This is a genomic window from Caulobacter henricii (genome assembly GCF_001414055.1).
Classification (GTDB): Bacteria; Pseudomonadota; Alphaproteobacteria; order Caulobacterales; family Caulobacteraceae; genus Caulobacter; species Caulobacter henricii.
Genome location: NZ_CP013002.1, coordinates 1,065,717 through 1,089,494 on the forward strand (window position 1 = coordinate 1,065,717; position 23,778 = coordinate 1,089,494).

The 23,778-nt window shown below is 66.1% G+C and carries 23 protein-coding genes and 1 tRNA gene; 15 read left to right on the forward strand and 9 right to left on the reverse strand.

Annotation, left to right across the window (positions count from 1 at the left end; translation table 11 throughout):
• Nucleotides 1–12: 12 nt before the first annotated feature.
• The 3 genes from hemN (at nt 13) to AQ619_RS05015 (ending at nt 2,736) form a co-directional block, all read left to right on the forward strand.
• Complete coding sequence (gene hemN, locus AQ619_RS05005; RefSeq protein WP_062145101.1) at nt 13–1,410, forward strand: oxygen-independent coproporphyrinogen III oxidase; 1,398 nt, start codon at nt 13–15, stop codon at nt 1,408–1,410.
• 112 nt (nt 1,411–1,522) lie between these two features.
• On the forward strand, nt 1,523–1,987 hold the full coding sequence (locus AQ619_RS05010) for a hypothetical protein (RefSeq protein ID WP_062145102.1): 465 nt from the start codon (nt 1,523–1,525) through the stop codon (nt 1,985–1,987).
• Nucleotides 1,984–2,736 (forward strand): helix-turn-helix domain-containing protein, encoded by a 753-nt coding sequence (locus tag AQ619_RS05015; protein ID WP_062145104.1) that lies wholly within the window; start codon nt 1,984–1,986, stop codon nt 2,734–2,736. The genes AQ619_RS05010 and AQ619_RS05015 overlap by 4 nt, the downstream gene beginning before the upstream one ends.
• A gap of 199 nt (nt 2,737–2,935) precedes the next feature.
• On the opposite strand, the gene AQ619_RS05020 is transcribed toward AQ619_RS05015, so the two are convergent.
• A tRNA-Lys gene (locus AQ619_RS05020) sits at nt 2,936–3,011 on the reverse strand.
• An 81-nt stretch (nt 3,012–3,092) separates the two neighbouring features.
• On the opposite strand from AQ619_RS05020, the gene AQ619_RS05025 reads away from it, so the two are divergent.
• A complete protein-coding gene (locus AQ619_RS05025; RefSeq protein WP_062145106.1) occupies nt 3,093–3,431 on the forward strand; it encodes an Hpt domain-containing protein in 339 nt (112 codons plus the stop codon).
• Between the two features lie 90 nt (nt 3,432–3,521).
• The gene (locus AQ619_RS05030) at nt 3,522–4,352 is read left to right on the forward strand and encodes a TIGR00266 family protein (protein WP_062145108.1); all 831 of its coding nucleotides are present in this window, start codon (nt 3,522–3,524) and stop codon (nt 4,350–4,352) included.
• 27 nt (nt 4,353–4,379) lie between these two features.
• Here the strand turns inward: AQ619_RS05030 and AQ619_RS05035 are convergent, their stop codons facing one another.
• A complete protein-coding gene (locus AQ619_RS05035; protein ID WP_062145109.1) occupies nt 4,380–4,709 on the reverse strand; it encodes a chorismate mutase in 330 nt (109 codons plus the stop codon).
• Nucleotides 4,710–4,715: 6 nt separating this feature from the next.
• A complete protein-coding gene (gcvA, locus tag AQ619_RS05040; RefSeq protein WP_062145111.1) occupies nt 4,716–5,672 on the reverse strand; it encodes a transcriptional regulator GcvA in 957 nt (318 codons plus the stop codon).
• Nucleotides 5,673–5,859: 187 nt separating this feature from the next.
• Here gcvA and cobA point away from each other — a divergent pair, with 187 nt between their 5' ends.
• The 6 genes from cobA (at nt 5,860) to AQ619_RS05070 (ending at nt 11,185) form a co-directional block, all read left to right on the forward strand.
• The gene (gene cobA, locus AQ619_RS05045; protein ID WP_062145113.1) at nt 5,860–6,702 is read left to right on the forward strand and encodes a uroporphyrinogen-III C-methyltransferase; all 843 of its coding nucleotides are present in this window, start codon (nt 5,860–5,862) and stop codon (nt 6,700–6,702) included.
• A complete protein-coding gene (locus AQ619_RS05050; RefSeq protein ID WP_062145115.1) occupies nt 6,699–7,061 on the forward strand; it encodes a DUF2849 domain-containing protein in 363 nt (120 codons plus the stop codon). Before cobA ends, AQ619_RS05050 begins: the two co-directional genes overlap by 4 nt.
• Nucleotides 7,062–7,063: 2 nt before the next feature.
• Nucleotides 7,064–8,722 (forward strand): nitrite/sulfite reductase, encoded by a 1,659-nt coding sequence (locus AQ619_RS05055; protein ID WP_062145117.1) that lies wholly within the window; start codon nt 7,064–7,066, stop codon nt 8,720–8,722.
• A complete protein-coding gene (locus AQ619_RS05060) occupies nt 8,706–9,212 on the forward strand; it encodes a DUF934 domain-containing protein (RefSeq protein WP_062145118.1) in 507 nt (168 codons plus the stop codon). Before AQ619_RS05055 ends, AQ619_RS05060 begins: the two co-directional genes overlap by 17 nt.
• Nucleotides 9,212–9,952 carry a phosphoadenylyl-sulfate reductase gene (locus tag AQ619_RS05065; protein ID WP_062145120.1) on the forward strand — a complete coding sequence of 247 codons (741 nt, stop codon included), beginning with the start codon at nt 9,212–9,214 and terminating at the stop codon, nt 9,950–9,952. The genes AQ619_RS05060 and AQ619_RS05065 overlap by 1 nt, the downstream gene beginning before the upstream one ends.
• Before the next feature lie 141 nt (nt 9,953–10,093).
• The gene (locus AQ619_RS05070; protein WP_062145122.1) at nt 10,094–11,185 is read left to right on the forward strand and encodes a branched-chain amino acid aminotransferase; all 1,092 of its coding nucleotides are present in this window, start codon (nt 10,094–10,096) and stop codon (nt 11,183–11,185) included.
• Here AQ619_RS05070 and AQ619_RS05075 read toward each other — a convergent pair.
• Nucleotides 11,182–11,709, reverse strand: coding sequence for a GNAT family N-acetyltransferase (locus tag AQ619_RS05075; RefSeq protein WP_062145124.1), 528 nt, complete (start codon nt 11,707–11,709; stop codon nt 11,182–11,184). The genes AQ619_RS05070 and AQ619_RS05075 overlap by 4 nt on opposite strands.
• A gap of 69 nt (nt 11,710–11,778) precedes the next feature.
• On the opposite strand from AQ619_RS05075, the gene AQ619_RS05080 reads away from it, so the two are divergent.
• Nucleotides 11,779–12,165 (forward strand): nuclear transport factor 2 family protein, encoded by a 387-nt coding sequence (locus AQ619_RS05080; protein ID WP_062145126.1) that lies wholly within the window; start codon nt 11,779–11,781, stop codon nt 12,163–12,165.
• A gap of 131 nt (nt 12,166–12,296) precedes the next feature.
• Nucleotides 12,297–14,108, forward strand: a complete 1,812-nt coding sequence (locus AQ619_RS05085) for a DUF885 domain-containing protein (protein WP_062145128.1) — start codon at nt 12,297–12,299, stop codon at nt 14,106–14,108.
• Nucleotides 14,109–14,243: 135 nt separating this feature from the next.
• Here AQ619_RS05085 and AQ619_RS05090 read toward each other — a convergent pair whose 3' ends face one another.
• Nucleotides 14,244–15,851, reverse strand: coding sequence for a sensor domain-containing phosphodiesterase (locus tag AQ619_RS05090; protein ID WP_062145130.1), 1,608 nt, complete (start codon nt 15,849–15,851; stop codon nt 14,244–14,246).
• A gap of 254 nt (nt 15,852–16,105) precedes the next feature.
• On the opposite strand from AQ619_RS05090, the gene recA reads away from it, so the two are divergent.
• The gene (gene recA, locus AQ619_RS05095) at nt 16,106–17,170 is read left to right on the forward strand and encodes a recombinase RecA (RefSeq protein ID WP_062145132.1); all 1,065 of its coding nucleotides are present in this window, start codon (nt 16,106–16,108) and stop codon (nt 17,168–17,170) included.
• A gap of 305 nt (nt 17,171–17,475) precedes the next feature.
• Complete coding sequence (alaS, locus tag AQ619_RS05100; protein ID WP_062145134.1) at nt 17,476–20,124, forward strand: alanine--tRNA ligase; 2,649 nt, start codon at nt 17,476–17,478, stop codon at nt 20,122–20,124.
• Nucleotides 20,125–20,190: 66 nt separating this feature from the next.
• Here alaS and AQ619_RS05105 read toward each other — a convergent pair whose 3' ends face one another.
• The 4 genes from AQ619_RS05105 to AQ619_RS05120 all read right to left on the reverse strand — a co-directional run bounded on the left by AQ619_RS05105 (nt 20,191) and on the right by AQ619_RS05120 (nt 23,776).
• Complete coding sequence (locus AQ619_RS05105) at nt 20,191–20,568, reverse strand: VOC family protein (protein ID WP_062145136.1); 378 nt, start codon at nt 20,566–20,568, stop codon at nt 20,191–20,193.
• Nucleotides 20,569–20,636: 68 nt separating this feature from the next.
• Nucleotides 20,637–21,581 (reverse strand): AEC family transporter, encoded by a 945-nt coding sequence (locus AQ619_RS05110; RefSeq protein WP_062145138.1) that lies wholly within the window; start codon nt 21,579–21,581, stop codon nt 20,637–20,639.
• A gap of 37 nt (nt 21,582–21,618) precedes the next feature.
• On the reverse strand, nt 21,619–23,124 hold the full coding sequence (locus AQ619_RS05115; RefSeq protein ID WP_062145140.1) for an esterase-like activity of phytase family protein: 1,506 nt from the start codon (nt 23,122–23,124) through the stop codon (nt 21,619–21,621).
• 79 nt (nt 23,125–23,203) lie between these two features.
• Nucleotides 23,204–23,776 carry a DUF2939 domain-containing protein gene (locus AQ619_RS05120; protein WP_062145142.1) on the reverse strand — a complete coding sequence of 191 codons (573 nt, stop codon included), beginning with the start codon at nt 23,774–23,776 and terminating at the stop codon, nt 23,204–23,206.
• Between the last annotated feature and the right edge of the window lie 2 nt (nt 23,777–23,778).

Consider the following 23,778-nt stretch of genomic DNA (forward strand, 5'->3'; position numbering starts at 1 on the left):
GGAGCCTCGACCATGACGACCGCCACGCTGACCAAAATCGCCGTCGCAGACCCAGTGGTGACGCCCCGACCGTCGGCGTTTGACGTCCGAGACAGTCGCGCGCCGCGCTACACCAGCTATCCGACGGCCCTGCAGTTCACCGGCGCGGTAGACAGCGAGGTCTATGGCCAGTGGTTGGCCGCTCTGGACCCGGCCGAGCGCGTATCGCTCTACGTCCATGTGCCGTTCTGCTCCCGGCTTTGCTGGTACTGCGGTTGCCATACCCGCGTGGTCAACAAGGCCAGCCTGATCAGTGACTATGTCGAGAACCTGGTCGAAGAGCTCGCCCTGGTCGAGGCCCGGCTGCCAGGCCGACTGGGTGCCGGAGCTCTGCACCTCGGCGGTGGCACACCCAACATGCTGTCGCGCGACGACCTGGTCCGGCTGTTCGGTGCGCTCAGGCATGTGTTTCGCTTTGCGCCGGGAATCGAGATTTCGGCGGAGCTTGATCCCGCCACCCTGACCGAAGCCTGGGTCAAGGCCGCCGCCTATCATGGCCTAACCCGGGCCAGCCTGGGGGTGCAGGATCTCGCACCCCATGTTCAGGAAGCGGTCAATCGCATCGAGCCATTCGAGACTGTGCAGCGTGCGGTGGGCTGGTTGCGGGCGGCCGGGGTCGCCTCGATCAATCTCGACCTGATGTATGGCCTGCCGCGCCAGACCATCGCCGATGTCCGCTCCACCCTTGATGCCGTCCTGACCCTTCGGCCCGAGCGCATCGCCCTTTTCGGCTATGCCCACGTGCCATGGGCCAAGCCGCATCAGAGGCTGCTGCCTGAAGCCGAACTGCCGGGGGCGGAAGCCCGCTTCGAGCAGAGCCAGGCCGCCGCCGAGCGCCTGGTGGCGGCCGGCTATGTCGCGATCGGCATCGACCATTTCGCCCTGCCGGAAGATGGTCTGGCGGTGACCAAGGCCGCCGGCCGGCTGAGGCGCAACTTCCAGGGCTATACGGCTGACACCTGCCAGACCCTGCTGGGTTTTGGGGCCTCTTCGATCGGCCGCCTGCCACAGGGTTATGTCCAGAACCTTCCGGCCGAAGTCGCCTGGCGCGACGCGATCGCCTCCGGCCGCCTTCCGGTCGCCCGCGGCCTGCAGATGACGGAGGACGATCGCCTGCGTGGCGAGGTGATCGAGCGCCTGATGTGCGATTTCAGCGTCGACCTGTCCCGGGTCGCGCTCGGCCACGGGTTTGGTGTCTCGGTGTTTGCTGAAGATCTGGCGGCCTTGCAGGCCCTGGTCCACGAAGGTCTGGCCGTAGTCCGGGACAACAGGGTCGAGGTGACGACGCGTGGCCGCCCCTATGTTCGTCTGATCGCTCAGGTGTTTGACCGCCGTTCAACCGGCGGCGACGGCTTTTCCAAGGTCATCTAGCGCCTGCGCCCCCCGCCGTCTGGCGGCGGATTGGGACGATCATGGGTCTGTCTTGACACCAATCAATTCGCGCCGGCGCGGAAAGGGCAAGCTTGTAGCAGGGAGACTATCGATGCCGGCCACTTCGCCATCCTTGCTCGAGCGCCAGTACCTCGATCTGGGCACGGACTACCTTTTGCAGACGGTCGCGCTTTTGGGTCGGCTGTTTGACGGGGATGTTTCGCGCGGCCTCGTCTATCTGACGGCCTTGAAGGCCTCGTCCCTTGCCCTGAGCAAAGTACACTTGCCCGCTGAAGGCGAACTTGACGGTGATGATCCGCGCCGTCCGGTGAGCCTGTCGTCGATCGCCCGGGCCCTGTCCATGCCGGTAGAGACCACGCGCCGGCAGGTCGTGCGCCTTGAGCAGGATGGACTGGTTGACCGGACGGCCAATGGCGGCGTGAAGGTTCGGTTCGCCACACTCGACTGCCAGGAGCTGACGGAGGCGCTCGCCGCCAATCGGCTCAATGTTCAGAAGCTGGGCAGCGCGGTTCAGTGTCTTCTGGCCGATACCGTGTCTCGCCGGAAAAGTGCATGACCATCCACGCGGAGCGGTTTGACCCGATCGAGCGCACCGGGGCGCGGCGGCCGCCCGCCGGCCGTCGCGCGGATGGCCTGGCCGGATTTGGCCTTTTCGCCGATCTGACCCTGGCGGATCGCGCGGCCCTGCTCGATGCAGCCGGAAGCCTGACCTTTGACAAGGGGGATCCGATCCGGGCCGACGATCAGGGGGACGACCTGATCGTGCTGCAGGAGGGGATCGCGGCGCTGGGAATTGATGACGATGGTCGCCGTGCGGTGCTGGCCGTCGTCTCAGCGCCCCAGGTGTTGAACCTGGCCTGCGTCATGGCCAGTACCAGCCCGCTGGCGACGTGGCGGGCGGCGGAACGGTGCCGGGTGCTGTTCGTTCCTCACTCCCTCTTTCTCGGCATGGTCTCGCGGGATCCGTGCCTTGCAGCCAAGGCGGCTGCCACCCTGGCGAACGACTATCAGGACCTGGTTGCCACCGCTGCGGCGCAGCGACTGCGCTGTGCCCAGGAACGGCTGGCCGATTTCCTGCTGTCCTTGTCGGCGGGGGCCTCTGGCTGCGCCGAGATACGCCTGCCTTACTCGAAGCATCTGTTGGCGTCGCTGCTCGGGATGACGCCGGAAAACCTGTCGCGAACCATGGCTGCCCTCGGTCCCTTCGGGGTATCGGTGCAGGGGGCCGACATCCGGATCGCCGATCGTCAGAGTTTGCGTGCTGCTGTAGGCCGGCTCGGCGCCAGCGTTCGATCAGGCCCCTGATCACGCTCCCCCTGCAAGCCAGAGCATGGCTGGCCTTTCGGGTGTCGGCGGCGTAGGCGAAGGGCCAAGCTAGGCGTCAGTGCGCCTGGCGCGGAGGTCAGCGTGTTTCATCCATGCCCGCCAAGGTCGCCCGTTACGGCGCAGGTCTTCGGCCTGCCCCCAAGGGGAAGGTTCAACATCTTGAAGTTTAAGCGGAAAATGGTGGGCGCAGTAGGATTCGAACCTACGACCCGCTGATTAAGAGTCAGCTGCTCTACCAACTGAGCTATGCGCCCGCTCGGTCCGAAGCTCTTGACTGCCCCGGCGGCGAGGCGCGGAACATACGCAAAGATTCCTGGAACGCAAGGGACTATTTCGTGGCTAGACGAGACATCAGCGGCGCGGTCGATTTCGCCTATCTCGAGGGGTTCGCGGCCGGCGATGCCGGGGTGGTCGATGAGGTGCTGGCGCTGTTTCGCGAACAGGCCGCAATGTGGACCCCCATGCTCGATCCGGCCCATGCCGGATGGCGTGATGCGGTGCATACGGTCAAGGGCGCGGCGCGGGGGGTCGGGGCCTTTGCACTGGGCGAGGTCTGCGAACGGGCCGAGGCCGGCCAGGAGAGCCTGGAGGGGGTCAAGACCGCGCTCGACGCCGCCTTGCTGGACATTGCCGCCTATGCCCACGAACAGATGCTGAGGTCGCTGAAGGGCTGAGCCGCCAGGGCGCGTCAAATAAAGGATGTGTAATTGGAGGCTTGCTCGCCGCCCGGCTAAGCTGGCGCGTCAATCAACGGAGCCCCATCCATGCCCCCCAGCCCCTGGCATCATCAGCGCAACGCCAATGTCGCCGACGACATCGACTTCGACATCAAGGGGCAGGAGCTCCAGTTCGTCGAGATCGAGCTGGATCCGGGCGAGAGCGCCATAGCCGAGGCCGGTGCCTTTGTCTGGAAGGACGCCAGTGTCGAGATGACCACGGTGTTCGGCGACGGCTCGGGCGAACAGGGCGGCGGCTTCATGGGCAAGCTGCTGGGGGCCGGAAAGCGGCTGATCACCGGCGAAAGCCTGTTCACCACCGTCTTCACAAACACCGGCCAGGGCAAGGCGCGGGTCGCCTTCGCCTCGCCGACTCCGGGTTCGATCCTGCCTCTGAACCTGGGCCAGCTGGGTGGCCAGCTGATCTGCCAGAAGGACAGCTTCCTGGCCGCCGCGCGCGGGGTGTCCATCGGCATTCACTTCCAGAAGCGGATGATGACCGGCCTGTTCGGCGGTGAGGGCTTCATCATGCAGAAGCTGGAGGGTGACGGCTGGGTGTTCGTCCAGATGGGCGGAACCCTGGTCGAGCGCGAGCTTCAGCCGGGCGAGGAACTGCACATCGATACCGGCTGTTTGGCCGCCTACACCCCCGATGTTGACTTCGACCTGGTCATGGCCGGCGGGGTCAAGAGCGTGCTGTTTGGTGGCGAGGGCCTGTTCTTTGCTCGCCTGCGCGGGCCGGGCAAGGTCTGGATCCAGTCCCTGCCGTTCTCGCGTCTGGCGGGCCGGATGATGCAGGCCGCTGCAGGCCAGGGCGGCAACCAGGGTGAAGGTTCGCTACTGGGCGGCCTGGGTGACCTGATCGGCGGCAACCGATAGATGAGGCGTGGGCTGGGGCTTGATGCCTCAGCCCTTGGTCTTGTCCCAACTGTCGTACTCATAGGCAATGCAGCGATCGATCAGGGTGCGCCATACGGGCTCGGCGATCGATTCTGACAGGCCCGCCTCGCGTGCGGCGGCCTTGACCTTGCTGACCACGTCCTCGATCCGGGGGCGGTCAAAGACTTTGGTGCGGTCGGCCTTGATGCGGGCAGCCGCCGCCATATAGCCCTGACGCTCGGTCAATAGGGCCACCAGGGCGCGGTCCAGGGCATCAACGCCCTGACGCACGTCGAGCATGGTCTGGCAGTCGTCGGGAACCAGCCGTTCGCCGACCTCGATCTTTGTCTTGACCATGTAGCTCTAGATACCTGCGCCGTTGTCCATTGTGAGCAGCGCTGCCTCGTGGGCAGCGGCCTCGTCCTTGAGCCAGGAGACGAAGGCCTTCACCTGAGGCAGTCGTCCCTTGGTCTTGGGATGGACGACGTAATAGGCAAAGTCGACGGCCGTGGCCATCTCGAAGGGGATCACCAGGCGTCCGGCATCGAGATCGGCCTGGGCCAGGGTGCGTTTGGCCAGGGCGACGCCGCGGCCGTTGGCGGCGGCTTCGATGACCATGCTGGACTGGTTGAAGCGGGGGCCGCGTGAGCCGTCGATGCTGCGCAGGCCACGCGCCGCCAGCCACATGGCCCAGTCGGGGCAGCTGTCGTCGGCGTCGGGCGAGCCGTCATGCAGCAGAATGTGGTGAGAGAGATCCTCGGGTGCCAACAGAGGGTTTTCGGCCAGCAGGGCGGGGCTGACCACTGGTACCACGGTCTCGCTGAGCAGTCGGATGACCTCAAGGCCCGGATAGCGGCCGGAGCCGTAGCGAATCGCCAGGTCGACCTCGCCGGCCGCGAAATCGACCACTTCCATGCCTGCCGACAGCCAGACATCGACCTGGGGCTGGGCCTGCTCGAACTTGCCGAGGCGTGGCACCAGCCACTTGGCGGCAAAGGATGGGGCGGCGGTCAGGGTCAGGCGACGGCCGTCGACGGCGGCCGTCAGAAGCGAAGCGGCCTCAGCCAGACGGTCGAAAGCCTCACGCAGGGCGGGCAAGGCGGTTTGTGCGGCATCAGTCAGCAGCAGGCCCTTGGGCGTGCGCTTGAACAGGGCAGCGCCGACATAGTCTTCCAGGTTCTGGATCTGCTGGCTGACAGCACCAGGCGTCACGGAAAGCTCGTCGGCAGCCCGGCTGAAGTTCAGGTGGCGTGCTGCCGCCTCGAACGCGCGAAGGGCGTTCAGCGGCGGCAGGCGACGGCGCTCGGTCTGTCTTTCCATGAGTTTTACTGAACGCCTCGGCAGAAGTCCTTGTTTGCGAATTGGACCGCCGGGAACCAGTTTGCAAGGGCTTGCTGATGGATCGGCCCTTTTCATCGGCTTGTGCGCGCGGGGTCGTCCTTCGGGGCGGCCCCGTCTTGCATTGCAAGGTTTTATCCCGACTGCATCGATAGAGGTTCTATAAATCATGTCCCGCGTTCCGGCCCGAAATCGCAAGCCCGGGCTCGTCGTTCTCGGCGGCAACGAGGCCCCGCGCGCGCCAGGCATCGTCCATCTTGTCGGCGCGGGTCCGGGTGATCCCGACCTGCTGACGGTCAGGGCCCTGAGGGTCCTGCAGGCCGCTGACGTCATTGTGCATGACGGCCTGGTGTCGGCAGATATCCTCGATCTGGCACCCGCCAAGGCCCAGCGGATCGATGTGGCCAAGCGCAAGTCGCGCCACACCCTGCCGCAGGATGACATCAACCAGCTGCTGGTCGCGCTCGCCCTGGAAGGTCTGACCGTCGTGCGGCTGAAAGGCGGCGACCCGTTTTTGTTCGGGCGGGGCGGCGAGGAACTGGCCGCCTGCCGAGCGGCGGGCGTCGAGTGCCACACCGTTCCTGGTGTCACTGCTGCCCTGGCTGCGTCAGCGAGCGCCGGCGCGCCCCTGACCCATCGTGGCTCTGCGCAAGCCGTCACTTTCGTGACCGGTCATGCCGCTCATGGCGAGCCTGACCTGGACTGGGCCTCATTGGCCCGGCCCAACCAGACCGTCGTAGTCTATATGGGCGTCTCGACCGCGGGTCTGATCGCCGGTCGCCTGATGGGCGCCGGCCGCATGGCCTCGACACCGGCCCTGATCGTCGAGAATGCCAGCCGCGCTGACGAGCGCCGTATCCTGACCACCCTGGCCGGCCTTGCTGGCGCCGCTGAGGGCCTGAAGGGCCCTGCGCTGCTGATGGTCGGCGAGGCCATGGCCATGGCCGACGTCGCGCCGGTCGCTGACGCCCATTCCTCCTATCAACCGCTCGAGCGGAGCCTGCGCTCATGAAAGCCATCACCGCCAACCGCCTGCTCGACGGCGAGGTCGTGTTCTGGAAGACCGGCCAGTGGGTCGAGCCCTTTGGCGACGCCCAGCTGTTCGACAATGACGACGCCGCCGTCGAGACGGCTGTTGCCAAGGGCAAGGGTCAGCCGACGATCGTCGTCGACGTCTATCCGATCGATTTGACTCCGTCCGAGGGCCACTGGGCTCCGGTCAGCTATCGCGAACGTATCCGGGCCCTTGGCCCCACCAACGAACCCACCCACGGCAAGCAGGCCGAAGGCGGCGAGGCCGTCGACGCCCTGCGCCATGCCGCCGGTGCCGCCCGCTCGACCGGCCGGGTCGACCTGATCCGCAGGAAGTAACGATGTACCAGTACGATGTCATCGATCGCGAGTTCCTGATCGACCGCTCCAATGAGTTTCGCGGTCAGGTCCAGCGTCGCCTCGCAGGCGAGCTGACCGAGGACCAGTTCAAGCCCCTGAGGCTGATGAACGGCCTCTATCTGCAGCTGCACGCCTACATGCTGCGGGTTGCCATACCCTATGGCTCGCTGAACGCAGCCCAGATGCGTCGTTTGGCCTGGATCGCCCGGACCTATGATAAGGGCTACGGTCACATGACCACGCGTCAGAACATCCAGTTTAACTGGGTGAAGCTGAAGGACGCGCCGGACATTCTTGATGCCCTGGCCGAGGTCGATCTCCACGCGATCCAGACGAGCGGCAATTGCATCCGCAACACGACCGCCGACCCCTATGCCGGGGCCACGGCCGAGGAGATCGACGATCCGCGTGTCTGGGCCGAGGTGATCCGCCAGTGGTCGACCCTGCACCCCGAGTTCAGCTATCTGCCGCGCAAGTTCAAGATCGCCATTACCGGCGCGCTCAAGGATCGCACGGCGGCCAAGGTGCACGACATCGGCCTGATGCTGCGCCGGGCGCGTGATGGCTCACTGGGCTTCGAGGTGATCGTCGGCGGCGGCCAGGGGCGCACGCCCCATGTGGGCCCGACCATCAAGGAGCACCTGCCGGTCGGCCGTCTGCTCAGCTATCTGGAAGCCGTCCTGCGGGTCTATAACCGCCACGGCCGCCGCGACAACATCTACAAGGCCCGGATCAAGATCCTGGTCGCCGCCCTGGGGGCCGAAGAGTTTGGCCGTCAGGTCGAGGAAGAGTGGGCCAAGATCGACGCCGCTCGCGCCGACCTGCCTGATCACGAGCTGGCCCGCATCCGCGGTGCCTTCGCCCAGACGCCGTTTGAGGCCCTGCCGGCCGTGTCGGAGGTCTTCGAAGTCGCCCGTGCCGCCAGTCCGGCCCTGCAGCGGTTCGCCCGCAACAACATCAAGCCGCACAAGAAGCCCGGCTACGCCATTGTCGAGATCTCGCTGAAGGCCCAGGGCCAGACGCCCGGCGACGCGACGGCCGATCAGCTGGATCTGGTGGCCGATCTGGCGGAGCAGTATGGCCTCAATGATATCCGGGTGACCCACGCCCAGAACCTCGTCCTGCCGCACGTCAAGCTGGACGACGTTCCGGCCGTCCACGCGGCCCTGGCCTCGGCAGGGCTGGCGACGGCCAATATCGATCTGGCCAGCGACATCATCGCTTGCCCGGGCCTGGACTACTGCGCCCTGGCCAATGCCCGCGCCATCGGCATCGCCCAGGACATCGCCGCCAAGTTCGCCGACGAGGACCGGGCCGAGAAGGTGGGCGAACTGAAGATCAAGATCAGTGGCTGCATCAATGCCTGCGGTCACCACCACGTGGCCCACATCGGCATTCTCGGCGTCGATAAGAAGGGCGAGGAATTCTACCAGCTGTCGCTGGGCGGATCGGGCGCGGAAGACGCCTCGATCGGCAAGATCCTCGGCCCCGCCCTCCCGGCCGACAAGGTCGCCGGGGCCATCGACACCCTGGTGGAGGCCTATCTGGGGCTCCGCAACGGCGAGGAGCGGTTCCTCGATACCTATCGTCGCGTCGGTCTCGAGCCCTTCAAGGAGGCAGTCTATGTCCAGGCTGATTAAGCTGACCAACGGCGTCGCGGCCTTCGTCGACAATAGCTTCGTCAACGTCACCGACGAGGAGGCGATCCCGGAAACCGGCGATGTTATCCTGTCGCTGAACCGGTTTCAGGCCGAAGGCGACGCGCTATTGGCGTCCAACAGCCGCAAGGTCGGCGTGCGGATCGAGTCCAACGAAGAGGTCGAGGGCCTGGCCTATGACCTGCCGCGTCTGGCGGTGGTGGCGGTGGTCTTCCCGAAGTTCCGCGATGGCCGTGCCTATACTTCGGCCCGGCTCCTGCGCGAGCGGTTGAACTATGTCGGCGAGGTCCGCGCGGTCGGCGACGTGCTGCAGGAGCAGGCCGGCTTCATGGTCCGCTGCGGATTTGACGCCTTCGAGCCCGCCGACGGCGCGGGTCCCGAGGCCTGGGCCAAGGCCGCCGGGCGTTTCCGCCATGTCTACCAGCGCGGTGCCGACGCTCGTCCAACAGCCCTTGAGGAAAGAACGGCTTGATGGCCTACGACCAGACGGATGCCGTGCCGAGCCTGGCAGCCCGGCTGGACGCCGAGTTGCGCGATGCCCACCCGCTGGCGGTCCTGACCCGGGCCTATGAGACCTTTGGCGACAGCCTGGCACTGGTGTCGTCCTTCGGGGCGGAATCGGCCGTGCTGCTGCATTTGGCCGCCCGAGTGTCGCCGGATATCAGCGTGCTCTTTCTTGATACCGGCATGCTGTTTGGCCAGACCCTGGACTATCGCAGGCAGTTGGCGACTCGCCTGGGCCTGACCGATGTTCGGGACCTGCGTCCGGCCTTTGCCGATCTGGCAGTCAAGGATCCCCGGTCCGACCTCTGGCGGACGGACATCGACGGCTGCTGCCATATCCGCAAGGTCCTGCCCCTCGACCGCGCGCTGACGGGCTTTGAAGGCTGGATCACCGGCCGCAAGCGCTTCCATGGCGGTGATCGTCTGACCCTGCCGGTGGTCGAGGAGGCCGAGGGCAAGATCAAGTTCAACCCCTTGGCCAACTGGTCCAGGGCCGAGCTTGACGCCTATGTTATCGAGCATGACCTTCCGGCCCATCCGCTGGTCGCTCAAGGCTTTCCTTCAGTGGGATGCTGGCCGTGCACCAAGCCGGCCGAAGACGGCGACGACGTGCGGGCCGGTCGCTGGGCCGGTCAGGAAAAGACCGAGTGCGGCATTCACGTGGCCCGGGCACCCGGACTTGCGCCCAACGTTGGCGGGGATATCTAGGCGATTTTCGGCGTCACAGAGGGCAGTCTGATCCGGTCTTCAACGCCTCGGGTCTTGACGGCGGGCGTCTGGCATATCCATTCCATCGCTGTGGCGTGTTCGCGCCGCGACCGAACTTCTTGAGCGAGAGCCAAGCGCCCCATGACCACAGCCGCCACCGTCTCGTTCGCCCATGGGCCGCATCCCGCGCCAACGTCTGCGGAGCGCCGCGCCGAGCTGCTGGCGGATCCCGGTTTTGGTCGGGTGTTCTCCGACCACATGGTGACCATTCGCTACACGGCGGCCAAGGGCTGGCATGATGCCCGGGTCGAACCGCGCGGTCCGATCCCGATGGACCCGGCCTCCTCGGTGCTGCACTACGCCCAGGAAATCTTCGAGGGCATGAAGGCCTATCGGACGGCGGACGGCGGCGCGGCCCTGTTCCGGCCTGAACAGAATGCCCGCCGGTTCCAGGAGTCGGCGCGTCGGATGGCCATGGCCGAACTGCCGGAAGCCCTGTTTGTCGAAGCCGTCGAGCAACTGGTCACCATCGATCGCGACTGGATCCCCGACGGTGAAGGCAGCCTCTATTTGCGGCCCTTCATGTTCGCGACCGAGGTGTTCCTGGGGGTCAAGCCGGCCTCGGAGTATCTGTTCGTGGTCCTGGCCTCACCGGTCGGGGCCTATTTCAAGAACAAGGCCTCGGCGATCTCGGTCTGGGTCTCTGAGACCTACACTCGTGCGGCCCTGGGCGGCACGGGCGCGGCCAAGTGCGGTGGCAACTATGCGGCCAGTCTGTTGGCCCAATCCGAAGCGATCGCCCATGGCTGCGACCAGGTGGTGTTCCTCGACGCGGTCGAGCGCCGCTGGATCGAAGAACTGGGCGGCATGAACGTCTTCTTCCGCATGGACGACGGCAGCCTGCAGACGCCCCCCCTGGGCGGCACTATCCTGCCGGGCATCACCCGCGACGCCATCATTACCCTGGCGCGCGAACAGGGGATCACAGTGCGCGAGGAGCCCTATTCGCTCGAGCAGTGGCGCGCTGACGCCGCCAGCGGACGGTTGCGGGAAGTCTTCGCCTGCGGCACGGCCGCAGTACTGACGGGCATCGGCACGGTCCGGACGGTGACCGGGGACTTCGCGATCGGCAATGGTGCCGAGGGCGAGATGACCGAGCGACTGCGTAGCGCCCTGATCGGAATCCAGCGTGGTCGCGCGGCCGATCCCCACGGCTGGGTCCACCCCGTTTAGGGCTTGCGCTCCAGCAGCATGATCGGCGCGTCCTTGTAGGCCGTTTCCGTCACCAGGCTGAAACCGGTCTTGCGGGCCAGGGCCAGTGACGGGACGTTGGCCGAATCGATAATGCAGGGCACCCGCGGCGGGGCCAGGGTCTGGTCGATCCAGGCGAGGCCTGCCGTCACGGCTTCTGTTCCGTAGCCCTGACCATGCGACCAGGACGCCAGAACCCAGCCCATTTCCGGCTGGCCAAAGAAGCTGGGCGTGATCTCGCGATGGAAGTCGGCAAAGCCGACCTCGCCGACATAGCGCCCCGTCGCAGTTTCGCGCACTGCCCAGTAGCCGAAGCCAAGCAGGGGCCACAGGCCGCGCGAGCGCAGCAGGCGGGCCCAGCTCTCCTCCGGCGTCGAAGGCCGGCCGCCGACAAAGCGGGTGACCTGGGGATCGGACCACATGGCGACGCTGTCGTCGAAGTCACTGAGCTCGGAGGCTTTCAGGGTCAGGCGTTCGGTGACGATCACGGGGGGGAGGGTGGTCATGGCGACTCAGTTTGCGGCGCGGTGATCCGGCAGGCTACACCGCCGCAACCGCTTTGCGAGACCTGGCCCATGACCACGCCTGAAAACGCCATCGCCGCCCGCCGCAAGCTGACCAACAAACTGATCGCCGCCAAGACGGCAGCGCGGCTCTCGCCGTTCTTCGATCCCCAGGTCAGGCTGATCGCGGGCGACGGCTCCCTGCTGATGGGGGCGGGCGAGGTGATCGCCGCCTTTGAGGCCCAGTTCCGCGACCCGGCCTTCATCGCCTATGTCCGAACCAGCGAGGCGGTCGAACTCGACAGTGCCGGACTGCGGGCCGCCGAGCGCGGCCGCTGGGTCGGATCCTGGAAGGGCGTGCCCGAACAGTCCGGGACCTATCTGGCAGTCTGGAAGAAGGTCACCGGCCAGTGGGTGATCGAGAGTGAGCTCTACGTGACCCTCGACCGGGGCGACTGACCCTTTCGACCTTAGCAGCCACGCCCGGCTCCGGATTAAGAGAAATTAATTTACGGTCATCCGGCTCTGGGCCTACGCATTCGCCCAACAAAACGTTCTTTAGGGGTCTCGCCTTGCAAACTCGCCGTCAGATGCTGTTCTCCACTGCGGCCGCCGGCCTCGCCGCCTCGGCTCCGTCGCTCGCCTTCGCCCAGGCCGCCGCACCCGCCAACGGCGAAGTGGCCAAGATGAATGCCCTGTTCGACGACGCCATGGCCAAGTTGCTGCGGCAAGCCCCTGAACTGGCCACGGGGCTGGGTCTGGACAAGGGCGACCTGGCCTGGACCAAGGGCCTGCTCAGCGATCGATCCTTTGAGGCTCTCGCCGCAGGCGCGGTCCAGACCCGCGAGCAGTTGAAGGCCCTGCGCGCCATCGACCGCAAGTCAATGTCGGGCATGGACGCTGTCAATTACGACACCGTTGAGTTCACCCTGGCGGTGCAGGACGAGGGTAGCAAGTTCACCTATGCCGGTGGCGGCTCTGGTGCGCCCTATGTGCTGAGCCAGCTGACAGGCAGCTACCAGTCGATGCCTGACTTCCTCGACACCCAGCACGCAATCGAAACCCGGGCCGACGCGGACGCCTACCTGCAGCGGATGGAGGGCTTTGCCCGCCTGATGGACCAGGAAACCATCATCGCCAAGCGCGACTACGCCGACGGCGTGATCCCCCCCGACTTTGTGATCGACAAGACCCTGATCCAGATGAAGGCCTTTGCCGACACTCCGACGGCCGAGGCTCCGCTGATCAAGTCGATCGTGCGCCGTACTGCCGAAAAGAAGATCGAGGGTGACTGGGCCGGCGAGGCGACCAAGGTCTATCTGAACTCGGTCCTGCCTGCCCTGAAGCGCCAGATCGTCCTGCTTGAAAGTGTGCGGCCCAAGGCCACCCATGACGCCGGCGTTTGGCGCCTGAAGGACGGCGGTGACTACTACGCCACCTCGCTGAAGAACTATACGACCGCCAATCTGACGCCTGACGAGATCCACCAGCTGGGTCTGGACACGGTCAAGTCGATCGAGGCCCAGGCCGACAAGCTCTTCAAATCCATCGGCATGACCAAGGGTACGGTCGGCCAGCGCATGGCCGAGCTGGGCAAGGACATCTACGAGAACACCGATGCGGCCAAGGAACAGCTGATCGCTGACCTCAACGTCAAGGCCAAGTGGATTGAGAAGCAACTGCCGGCCTATTTCGGGCAGCTGCCCAAGGCCCCGCTGGAAATCCGCCGGGTACCCAAGGCCATCGAGGCCGGCGCGCCGGGCGGCTACTACAATTCGCCCTCGCTCGACGGCAAGCGTCCGGGGATCTACTGGATCAACCTTCGCGACACCAAGGAACAGGCCAAGTACACCCTGACGACCCTGACCGTGCACGAAGGCGTACCCGGCCACCATCTACAGCTCACGCTCTCCAACGAGGCCAAGGGTTTGCCGCTGATCCGCAAGGTGATCGGCTTCTCGGGCTATGCTGAGGGCTGGGCGCTCTATTCCGAAGAGCTGGCCGTCGAGATGGGCATCTACAAGACCGATCCCCGTGGCCAGATCGGCATGCTGCATGACGCCCTGTTCCGCGCCGTTCGTCTGGTGGTCGACAGCGGCATGCACCACAAGAAGTGGAGCCGCGAGCAGGCGATCAAGTACATGGCCGAAACCATGGGCGACGAGGAAAGCGGCGCGATCACCGAGATCGAGCGCTACTGCGTTTGGCCGGGTCAGGCCTGCAGCTACATGATCGGCAAGATCGTCTGGCTGCGTGCCCGCGACAAGGCCCGCAAGGCCCTGGGCAAGAAGTTCGACATCCGGGAGTTCCACGACGCGGGCCTGCTGTCGGGCATGACGCCCCTGACCGTCCTGGAAAGCGTGATCGACAACTACATCGCCGCCAAGAAGGCCGGCAAATAGCGGCGTCAGGAGAGTTGGGGCCTGGAGCGTTTTCCGATAGGTGTGAAGCAGTTATCGGGTCGAAAATGCTCTAAGCTTTTGATTTAGGAATCTTTTCTTCTGACCCTGATGAAGTCATCAGGGTCAGAAGGGGTTCTAACCCCAGCTCTCCGAAGCCCCGGCCCGGCGGGCAATGGTTTTGACGGCCGAGGGCGGCTTCAGGGCCGGCTTGGGCATGTCTGCCGGCTTGCCGTAAAGCCAGCCCTGACCGAAATCGACGCCAGCGTCGCGCACGACGTCCTCGACCTCGGCCGACTCGATCATTTCGGCGACCGTGCGGATCTTCAGATCGCGGCACATTTCCACCAGGCGCCGCACCATGGCCCCCTCGCGCCCGTTGGCGGCCAGTTCCCGAACATAGCGTCCGTCGATCTTGACGATGTCCAGGCTGAGTTCCTGCAGATAGGCAAAGGAGGCGGCACCCGATCCGAAATCGTCAAGACAGACCAGCGATCCCATGCCGCGCAGGGACTGGATATGGCGATTGGCCCGCGGCAGGTCGTCGATGGCAGCGCTCTCGGTGATCTCGAAGATCAGGCGGCCTTTGGCCTGGTCGAACTTGGCCAGCAAACGCGAGACGTGGTCGACGAAGCCCTCGGTGACGATCGTTCGGCCGGAGACATTGACGGCCAGTTTCAGGTCGCCCGACCGGTCCTGGGCCAGGCGGCGGGTGGCCTGTTCGACAATGGCGTGGTCCAGTTCCTCGATCAGGTCGAACTCTTCGGCCATCCGGATCAGGGCGAAGGGACTTGCGCCCTCCTCGAAACGGACCAGCACCTCATGGTGGTGGGCCTCGCCCGTCGCCAGATTGACGACCGGCTGATAGGCGAGATTGAAGCGGCGCTGGCTGACGGCAACGCCCAAGGCTCCGGCGCGCGCCAGGGTGCGCTTGACCGAGCGGTTCATCGCTTCGGCCAGGCTCATCGGCGGCGTGTCTTTCAGGCCCTCGCTCAGGAAATCGTCGAGAGCGTAGCGCAGGGCTCGCATGGAACGCGCCGAGGCGTTTCCGGGCTCCAGCGACACCACGTGGGCGCTGGCGTCCAGTTCGAGCATGTGGCTGAGCCGGCGCGTCAGATTGTCGGTATTCTCGTCCTTGGCCCGCACCACGGCGTAGCGGTCGTCCGACAGTCGCGTGGCCGCGGCACCGCCGTGGGATTCCGCGCGAACCGCGCCGGCGACATGGGCGTCCAGCACCTCGGCTTCCGATTGCGGCAGGGCCGCACGGCGCTCGCCGAGCCCGGCGAACTCGATCATGGCCAGTTCCAGCTCGATCCCGGTCACGCGCGCGGCTTCGAACAAGCCCTTCGCGATGTCCTCGAAGGATTCCCTTGGATGCAGGCCATCGGAGCCGACGGCGGGGCTGGGAGCCTGACTGGTGGTGAGGGCGCAGGACAGACGGCCGCCGTTTTCGGGCAAGGCGCGCATGACGACGCTGACATGACGTTCTGTCGGCCCCGCCAGGCGGACGATCACCGGACCCCGGCGTGCGCCGTCATCGGCGCAGGCGATGATCGCATCCATCAGGGCCTGATCGGACGGGCAAAACAGGTCGCGCCAGACCTTTCCGGTCAGGGCGGCCTCATTCAGCCCGACAATGCGCTGGGCGGCCCCCAGGGCCATGTCGATCGTGCCGTCGCGAATCTCGACCAGCAGGTCGGCGCTGGCAAAGGCCAGCCCCAGTAGGCGACGTGGATCTATCGACAAGGTTCGGCTCCCCTTACGACCGCAAACGTCGCACGCGGGCCTTAAGGACGTGTTTCCCGATCCGGAAATAGACCTGCGACAAAGAGCCGCAAATACCGGATCCGGGTAGAGGAAAGCGGGCTCATTATGAAAAGAACATCTTGCGAACACGGAACAAAGGTGGTACGATTTTGAGTGTTCCACCGATCAATGGGCGCGCGAAACGCGAAGCCCGGCTCGGCCGGGCGGAATCATGGAATAAGGGCGCATCTCCAATGAACCAGGCGGCTTTGAAACTCGTGGGTAAGGAAGACGGCGACAAGCAGCGCGCGCTCGAGGCGGCGCTTGCCCAGATTGATCGGGCCTTTGGCAAGGGCTCGGTGATGAAGCTGGGCGAGAAGGGCAAGGTCGAGATGGAGTCTGTCTCCACCGGCTCGCTCGGCCTCGATATCGCCCTCGGCATCGGCGGCCTGCCCAAGGGGCGGGTGATCGAGATCTACGGTCCGGAAAGCTCGGGCAAGACCACCCTGGCCCTGCACGCGGTGGCCGAGGTGCAGAAGGCCGGCGGCACGGCTGCCTTCGTGGACGCCGAACACGCCCTGGATCCGGGCTATGCTTTCAAGCTGGGCGTCAATCTGGACAATCTGCTGGTCTCTCAGCCCGACAATGGCGAGCAGGCCCTGGAGATCACTGACACCCTGGTGCGGTCGGGGGCCGTCGACATCGTGGTCGTCGACTCCGTGGCGGCCCTGACGCCCAAGGCGGAAATCGAAGGCGAGATGGGCGACAGCCTGCCCGGCCTTCAGGCCCGCCTGATGAGCCAGGCGCTCCGCAAGCTGACCGGCTCGATCAACAAGACCAATACCATCGTCATTTTCATCAACCAGATCCGCCACAAGATCGGTGTGATGTATGGCAGCCCCGAGACCACCACGGGCGGCAACGCCCTGAAGTTCTACGCCTCGGTGCGCCTGGACATTCGCCGCACCGGCTCGGTCAAGAACCGCGACGAGATCATCGGCAACAATGTCCGGGTCAAGGTCGTGAAGAACAAGGTGGCCCCGCCGTTCCGTGAGGTCGAGTTCGACATCATGTATGGCGAGGGCATCTCCAAGCTTGGCGAGATCATTGACCTGGGCGTCAAGGCCGGGGTGATCGACAAGGCCGGCTCCTGGTTCTCCTACAACAGCCAGCGCATCGGTCAGGGCCGCGACAATGTCCGCGAGTTCCTGAAGGCCAACAAGGATCTCGCCAACGAGATCGAGGCGGCTGTGCGCAAATCTTCCCAGAAGATTGAGGAAGAGCTTTTGGTGGGCGGTCCCGAGGACGGCGACGAATAGGGCCGGACGGCTCCAAAGGTTTCGCGACCTTCGCTCGCTTCGGGCGAAACCCGCCACTCAGACGCCCGCAGCACCCCCGCCGCGAAGGCCGCGATCCCCGGACGCCTGGACCCCAAACCAGGCGTCCGATTTCGTTTGCGGGCTGCGCGCCACCGGCGGGGAGGGTGCCATGGGCCAGCCAATCTGGCCGTTGAAGCGGTGACACTCGGCTCGCACCGCCGACTCGGTTTCCACTCCACAGAAAACCGCGCTATGCAGCCCCAACCTCCGGACAGCCGGACTCTATCGAGATCCTAGAGACGCCCATGCCCAGCCTGAACGAGATCCGCGGAACCTTCCTCGACTATTTCGGCAAGGCCGACCACGCGATCACGCCATCGGCACCGCTGGTGCCGCAGAACGATCCGACCCTGCTGTTCGTCAATGCGGGCATGGTGCCGTTCAAGAATGCCTTCACCGGGGCCGAGACGCCGGCCTATCCGCGGGCGGTCAGCTCGCAAAAGTGCGTCCGCGCCGGCGGCAAGCACAATGACCTCGACAATGTCGGCTACACCGCCCGGCATCACACCTTCTTCGAGATGCTCGGCAATTTCTCGTTCGGTGACTATTTCAAGGAACAGGCGATCAGCCATGCCTGGACCCTGCTGACCCGCGACTTCGCCCTGCCTAAGGACAAGCTGCTGGTCACCGTCTATCACACCGATGAAGAGGCTGCGGATCTCTGGAAGAAGATCGCCGGACTGACGGATGACCGCATCATCCGCATCGCGACAAACGACAATTTCTGGTCGATGGGCGACACGGGTCCATGCGGTCCTTGCTCCGAGATCTTCTTTGACCATGGCCCGCACATCCCTGGTGGCCCGCCCGGCAGCCCGGATGAGGACGGCGACCGGTTCATCGAGATCTGGAACCTGGTCTTCATGCAGTTCGAGCAGCTGGCCGGCGGTGAGCGCCTGTCCCTGCCCAAGCCGTCGATCGATACCGGCATGGGCCTGGAGCGGGTCGCCGCCGTCCTGCAGGGCGTGCACGACAACTATGACATCGACCTGTTCAAGGCCCTGATCGCCGCCAGTGTCGACCTGACCGGCGTCAAGGCAGAAGGGGCACAGGCCCCGTCGCACCGGGTGATCGCCGACCACCTGCGTTCATCCTCGTTCCTGCTGGCCGATGGCGTCACACCGTCCAATGAAGGCCGCGGTTACGTCCTGCGCCGGATCATGCGCCGCGCCATGCGCCATGCCTATCTGCTGGGCGCCAATGAGCCCCTGATGCACCGTCTGGCCCCGACCCTGGTCGCCGAGATGGGTCAAGCCTATCCGGAACTGCGCCGCGCCGAGGCCTCGATCGTCGAAACCCTGCGCCAGGAAGAGGAGCGGTTCCGCGTTACCCTCGGCCGCGGCATGGGTCTGCTGGATGACGCCACGGCCAACCTGACGTCCGGCGGCGTGCTGGATGGCGAGGTGGCCTTCAAGCTCTATGACACCTATGGCTTCCCACTGGACCTGACCCAGGATGCCGTGCGCGCCAGGGGCATTACGGTCGACACCGACGGCTTCGATGTGGCCATGGAGCGCCAGCGCACCATGGCGCGCGCCAACTGGGCCGGATCGGGCCAGACCGGCGCGGCTGCCGCCTGGTTCGGCATCAAGGAACGCACGGGTCCGACCGACTTCGTCGGCTACGACAACACCGAGACCACAGGCGTGGTGAAGGCCCTTCTGGTCGACGGTGCCGAGGCGCAGGCCGCAGCGGCTGGCCAGACCGTCGAGGTCCTGCTGGACCGCACCAGCTTCTATGCCGAGAGCGGCGGCCAGGCCGGCGACACCGGCGTGATAGAGGTCAATGGCCGAGAGAGCCGGGTGCTCGACACCCAGAAGCAGGCCGGCGAGCTCTATGTGCACCGCGTTGAACTGGCCGGCGACCTGAAGGTCGGCGACAGCGTCGTGGCGTCCGTGGACGCTGCCCGCCGTACCACCACGCGCTCTAACCACTCAGCCGCCCACCTCGTGCATGCCGCCCTGCATCATGTGCTGGGTCCTCACGTTGCCCAGAAGGGCCAGATGGTCGATGGCGAACGCATGCGCTTCGACTTCAGTCATGGCGGTCCGCTGTCGCCGGACGAGATCGAGCGCATCGAGACCGAGGTCAACGAAGTCATCCGTCAGAACGTGCCGGCCGAGACTCAGGAAATGGCCCCGCAGGAGGCCATCGAGGCCGGCGCCGTGGCGCTGTTCGGCGAAAAGTACGGCGATAGCGTCCGGGTTCTGACCCTCGGCAAGTCTCTGACCGAAGCCGGCAAGGCCTATTCGGTCGAGCTGTGCGGCGGCACTCACGTGGCCCGGACCGGCGACATCGCTTTGTTCAAGATCGTGTCCGAGCAGGGTGTCGCGGCCGGCATCCGCCGCATCGAAGCCCTGACCGGCGAGGCCGCCCGTCGCTTCCTGCTGGATCAGGCCGGCGTCGCCAAGGCCTTGGCCGACCAGTTCAAGACACCGGTCCTGGAGGTCGCTGCCCGCGTCGAGGCCCTGATCGCCGAGCGCAAATCGCTTGAAAAGCAGCTGGCCGAGGCCCGCAAGCAGCTGGCCTTGGGCGGCGGCGGTGGCGCGGCCTCAGGTCCCGAAGACGTGGGCGGCACGGCCTTGATCGCCAAGGTTCTGGACGGCGTCGGCGGCAAGGAGTTGCGCGGGGTGGCCGAGGAGTTCAAGAAGCAGCTGACGGGCGGCGGAATCGTGGCCCTGGTCGGGACCAGCGACGGCAAGGCTGCCGTGACCGTTGCCGTCACCGCTGATCTGGTCGGCCGGTTCAGCGCTGCCGACCTCGCCAAGGCCGCTGTTCTGGCCATGGGCGGGCAAGGGGCCGGCGGCAAGGCCGATTTCGCCCAGGGCGGTGCGCCTGACGCCACCAAGGCCCAGGACGGCCTGGATGCCATCAAGGCCGTCCTCGCCGGCTAAGGCCGCTTTAGCCGTTGAAAACGAAAGCCCGCCGTCTCGCAGGAGGCGGCGGGCTTTTCTTTACGATCAACTGCTCAGGAATGCCGAGAGCTTGTTGCCGTCCGGGTCCCGGACATAGGCTCCGTAATAGCCATCGCCATAGGCGGGCCGAGGGCCGGGCGGTCCTTCACAGGTGCCGCCATTGGCCAGGGCCGCCGCATGAAAGGCGTCAATCTGGGCGGTGTTTTCGGCCTGCAGTCCAATCATGATGCCGTTGCCGGCGCGCGCCGGCTGCCCGTCATGGGGTTTGCAGATGAACACCTTGGCATCGCCGCCTTCCGGCCCATATCCGATCCAGTCGCCCTGCCGCCACAGGCGCTGCTGGCCCAGTACAGCGGCAATGGCATCGTAGAAGGTCTGGGCGCGGTCCAGATCGTTGGCGCCTATGGTAACGTAGCGGATCATGGTTGGTGTCCTCCTTGGTGCCCCAGACTAGCCGCGATGTGGCGCTTGAATCCAGAACGAAGAGGGAACTAGCTGACACCCCATGTCAGCAACATCGCCACGATTGACAGACTCACGACCGCCAGGGCTGTGGTCAGGGCGACGGTCCGCGCCGCGCCCCGGGCGAAGACGTCCAGGGCCCGGGTCTGAATGAAGACATTGACCGCCGTCGGTGTCGCGGCCAGCAGGGTAGCACCCAGCCGGAAGGCGGTTGGAGCGTCGGTCATGCCCACGGCCAGCCAGGTCAGGACCGGCAGGGCCAGCAGCTTGGCGAGGGCGGCGGCGAGCACCGGCCCCGACTGCGGAGCCAGCTTCGGATCGGCTGAGGGCAGGGCCAGGGCCGCGCCCAGGGCGACCAGGGCCACCGGGCTGCCCGACACTGCTGCTGCGGCCAGGGCGCGATCCAGAACGGCGGGTAGGGTGAGGCCCGTGATGGCCAGGCCCACTCCGATCAGCGATGCGACGACGATCGGATTGGACAGGGCGCGCCATGCGGATCCCGGGATCGAGCGGCCAGCGGCCCAACCCAGCAGGGCGATGCCTGTCGCGGCGATGACCACGAAGTCGACGGCCACGACGCCGGCGGCCAGGCGGGCGGCTTCAGGACCGAGGATGGCGACGGCGACGGGCAGGCCGAGAAAGGCGCTGTTGCCAAGGCCGCCGGCCAGGGCCGCACCGGCGCGCTCTTCCTTTGTCCAGCCGAGGGCGAGGCCCAGGACCAGCAGGCCGGCCATGACCAGCAGGGCCGCCCCGGCATAGGCCGCCAGTCCCCAGGCGAGCGCGGCTCCGGGCGTTCCGATCCGCGACAGCGACTGGATCAGCAGGGCCGGAAAGCCGATCCAGAACACATAGGCCGACAGGCCGCTGACCATGGGCTGGTCCAGCAGGCGCAGCCGGACCAGGGCCACGCCGGCACCGACCAGCAGGAAAAACGGCAGAACCCGCGACAGGACGCCGAAAGCAAGCTCGATCACGGGGCGGCGGCTCCGGTTGGGAGGACGCCCCGCTCTATCACTTGCCGGCGGGTGCCGACCAGCCCGGCAGGGTCAGACGATAGACCAGGACCAGATTGTCATTGTCGCCCGCCGCGCTGCCGTCGGCTGCCTTGATCCCGGCGTCGAAGGCAATGCCGCCGACCATGCCATTGGCGGTCTGGAAGTCGTTGTCCGAGCCGATGAACAGGAAGGCATCGTTCGGGGCCTTGGGATCCAGGGCCGGAACCAAGGCCAGGGCCTCGAACTTCTCGGGCAGGGTGAAGGTGTTGGTCGCGGCGTTGTCGAGGTTGAAGCCGAAGCGGGCCATCTGGGCCGGGTGGATCAGATTGATCAGCTCAACCTGCTGGGCCGGGACGATACCGGCCTCGAGCACGCCATTGGGGGCCACCGGCTTGGTCGAGGTTTCATAGGCCGTGCCGGCGATATTGGTCGCGCCGGTCGTGTCGACCAGCAGCACGCTGCGATAGACGGCCGGACGGGTCGCGCCGCCGCCGCGGCCATTGCCGTCGCGGGCCAGGACCAGGAACTGGTGATCGTTCAGGGCCAGAATCTCGGACTGGGCGGCGGTCTTGTCCGGCGCGGCCCCGTCACCCTTGTTGCGGAACACCGGCAGCTGCATGACATATTCCGCCACCGGCGCGGCCGGGGTGGCGGACTTGCTGATGTCATAGAGGAACAGGCGGGTATTGGCCCTTGTGTGGTCGGTGTCCTTGCCCGAGGCCGAGTCCTGCACCGTCGCGCTCTGCAGCAGGGCGGCGAGGCGCTTGCCGCCCGGAACCAGGCTGACGCCCTCGATGCCCTGGTTGTTGCGACGGCCGGTCTCGGGGGCCTTGGCACCGGTCAGGAAGGGCGCGCCGCCGCTCGTCGGGGCCACGGCGGCGACCGGGGCGATCACGCCCTTCAGGGCGCCGGCCTTGTCGAAGCGGTAGATGTTGGCGGCATATTCGTCGGAGACGTAGAAGCCGCCGTCGGCGGTCACGGCCAGGCCTTCGCTGTCCAGGCTGGTGCGGCCGGCGGACTTGGGTTCGGACGGGTCGAGGCCGGTAAAGGTCTGGCCTTTGGCGTCCTTCAGCAGCAAGCCGCCGTTCGGGGTCAGTTTCACCTGCTCGGGGGCTACAGCCTCGGCTCCGGCATAGGGCGCGAAGGTGAAGCTGAAGCGGTGCAGGCGATTGGCATAGTCCGAGGTGCCGACGATCGTGCCGACGCCGTTGGGACCGCGATCGGGCAGGGTGGTCAGGGTGCCGGCATAGGTCCCGTCGGCCTGACGCCGCCAGTCGCTGATCGCCATGGCCGAGAACGAGCCCAGGGTGTCGCCATTAAAGTCACGCAGGGCGGCCGAAAGCCGGCCGGCCCCGACCAGGCCCTGATTGACCAGTTTGACGCCGCCGAGCTCGACCGTCACCGCGCCCTCGGCGGTGGCGACATTGGGACGGGACCAGGCGGTCGGCTCCGCCAGGGCAGCCGTGGACAGGGCCAGAAGGGAGGCGGCGGCGAGCAGGGGCAGGCGGACGAGGCGGGTCATGGCGCGTGGTTTCCAGCAGGGATGTCCAGCGCGGTTAGCAGCCTAGATTGACGCTTGAGTGACAGCCGCCCCTGAAGACCTAACGTTCTTCGCGCGGCAGCCGGATATGGACCAGCTTCCAGGTGAACAGGGCTGTCCGCTGGAAGCTGAACACCGTCACCCGGCCCGGTTGACCCGGCCGCTTCATCGCCACCCGCACGCGGTTGGGGTCCCAGTAGACGATGGTCGGATAGGGGCCGCGGACGACAGCCCTGATCTTGCCGCCCACGGTTTCAGGCCGGGCCGGACCGGCGGGGGCCGCGCCGGGGGCGTAGCCCCGGGTCAGGGCCGAGATGCCGGCAATGGTCAGATAACGGTCGACCTTGGGTTCTGGCGGGGCGATGGGCTCAATGGCCCGGCGCATGGCTCCTAGGGGGTCACGCCAGATCGAGGGGGGCTCGGCGGCCGCCACCGGCGCGGCTTCCTTGAGCTGGCCGGTCAGGCTGCGCCGAACGGCCGGGAAATCGACCAGTTCGGATATGGCCTGCACGTCTTCATACTGGGCCGCTGCCTTCAGGGCGCGGAAAGCAAACCAGGGCGCCGAGGCGAAGGTGGCCGCGAACACGAAAATGCCCAGGACGATCAGGTCCCAGATCCGCTTCTGCAAACTCATCG

Coding starts and splice junctions, on each gene's coding strand:
- hemN (WP_062145101.1), top strand. CDS start 13: ATGACGACCGCCACGCTGACCAAAATCGCCGTCGCAGACCCAGTGGTG.
- AQ619_RS05010 (WP_062145102.1), top strand. CDS start 1,523: ATGCCGGCCACTTCGCCATCCTTGCTCGAGCGCCAGTACCTCGATCTG.
- AQ619_RS05015 (WP_062145104.1), top strand. CDS start 1,984: ATGACCATCCACGCGGAGCGGTTTGACCCGATCGAGCGCACCGGGGCG.
- AQ619_RS05030 (WP_062145108.1), top strand. CDS start 3,522: ATGCCCCCCAGCCCCTGGCATCATCAGCGCAACGCCAATGTCGCCGAC.
- AQ619_RS05035 (WP_062145109.1), bottom strand. CDS start 4,709: ATGGTCAAGACAAAGATCGAGGTCGGCGAACGGCTGGTTCCCGACGAC.
- gcvA (WP_062145111.1), bottom strand. CDS start 5,672: ATGGAAAGACAGACCGAGCGCCGTCGCCTGCCGCCGCTGAACGCCCTT.
- cobA (WP_062145113.1), top strand. CDS start 5,860: ATGTCCCGCGTTCCGGCCCGAAATCGCAAGCCCGGGCTCGTCGTTCTC.
- AQ619_RS05050 (WP_062145115.1), top strand. CDS start 6,699: ATGAAAGCCATCACCGCCAACCGCCTGCTCGACGGCGAGGTCGTGTTC.
- AQ619_RS05055 (WP_062145117.1), top strand. CDS start 7,064: ATGTACCAGTACGATGTCATCGATCGCGAGTTCCTGATCGACCGCTCC.
- AQ619_RS05060 (WP_062145118.1), top strand. CDS start 8,706: ATGTCCAGGCTGATTAAGCTGACCAACGGCGTCGCGGCCTTCGTCGAC.
- AQ619_RS05065 (WP_062145120.1), top strand. CDS start 9,212: ATGGCCTACGACCAGACGGATGCCGTGCCGAGCCTGGCAGCCCGGCTG.
- AQ619_RS05070 (WP_062145122.1), top strand. CDS start 10,094: ATGACCACAGCCGCCACCGTCTCGTTCGCCCATGGGCCGCATCCCGCG.
- AQ619_RS05075 (WP_062145124.1), bottom strand. CDS start 11,709: ATGACCACCCTCCCCCCCGTGATCGTCACCGAACGCCTGACCCTGAAA.
- AQ619_RS05080 (WP_062145126.1), top strand. CDS start 11,779: ATGACCACGCCTGAAAACGCCATCGCCGCCCGCCGCAAGCTGACCAAC.
- AQ619_RS05085 (WP_062145128.1), top strand. CDS start 12,297: ATGCTGTTCTCCACTGCGGCCGCCGGCCTCGCCGCCTCGGCTCCGTCG.
- recA (WP_062145132.1), top strand. CDS start 16,106: ATGAACCAGGCGGCTTTGAAACTCGTGGGTAAGGAAGACGGCGACAAG.
- alaS (WP_062145134.1), top strand. CDS start 17,476: ATGCCCAGCCTGAACGAGATCCGCGGAACCTTCCTCGACTATTTCGGC.
- AQ619_RS05105 (WP_062145136.1), bottom strand. CDS start 20,568: ATGATCCGCTACGTTACCATAGGCGCCAACGATCTGGACCGCGCCCAG.
- AQ619_RS05115 (WP_062145140.1), bottom strand. CDS start 23,124: ATGACCCGCCTCGTCCGCCTGCCCCTGCTCGCCGCCGCCTCCCTTCTG.
- AQ619_RS05120 (WP_062145142.1), bottom strand. CDS start 23,776: ATGAGTTTGCAGAAGCGGATCTGGGACCTGATCGTCCTGGGCATTTTC.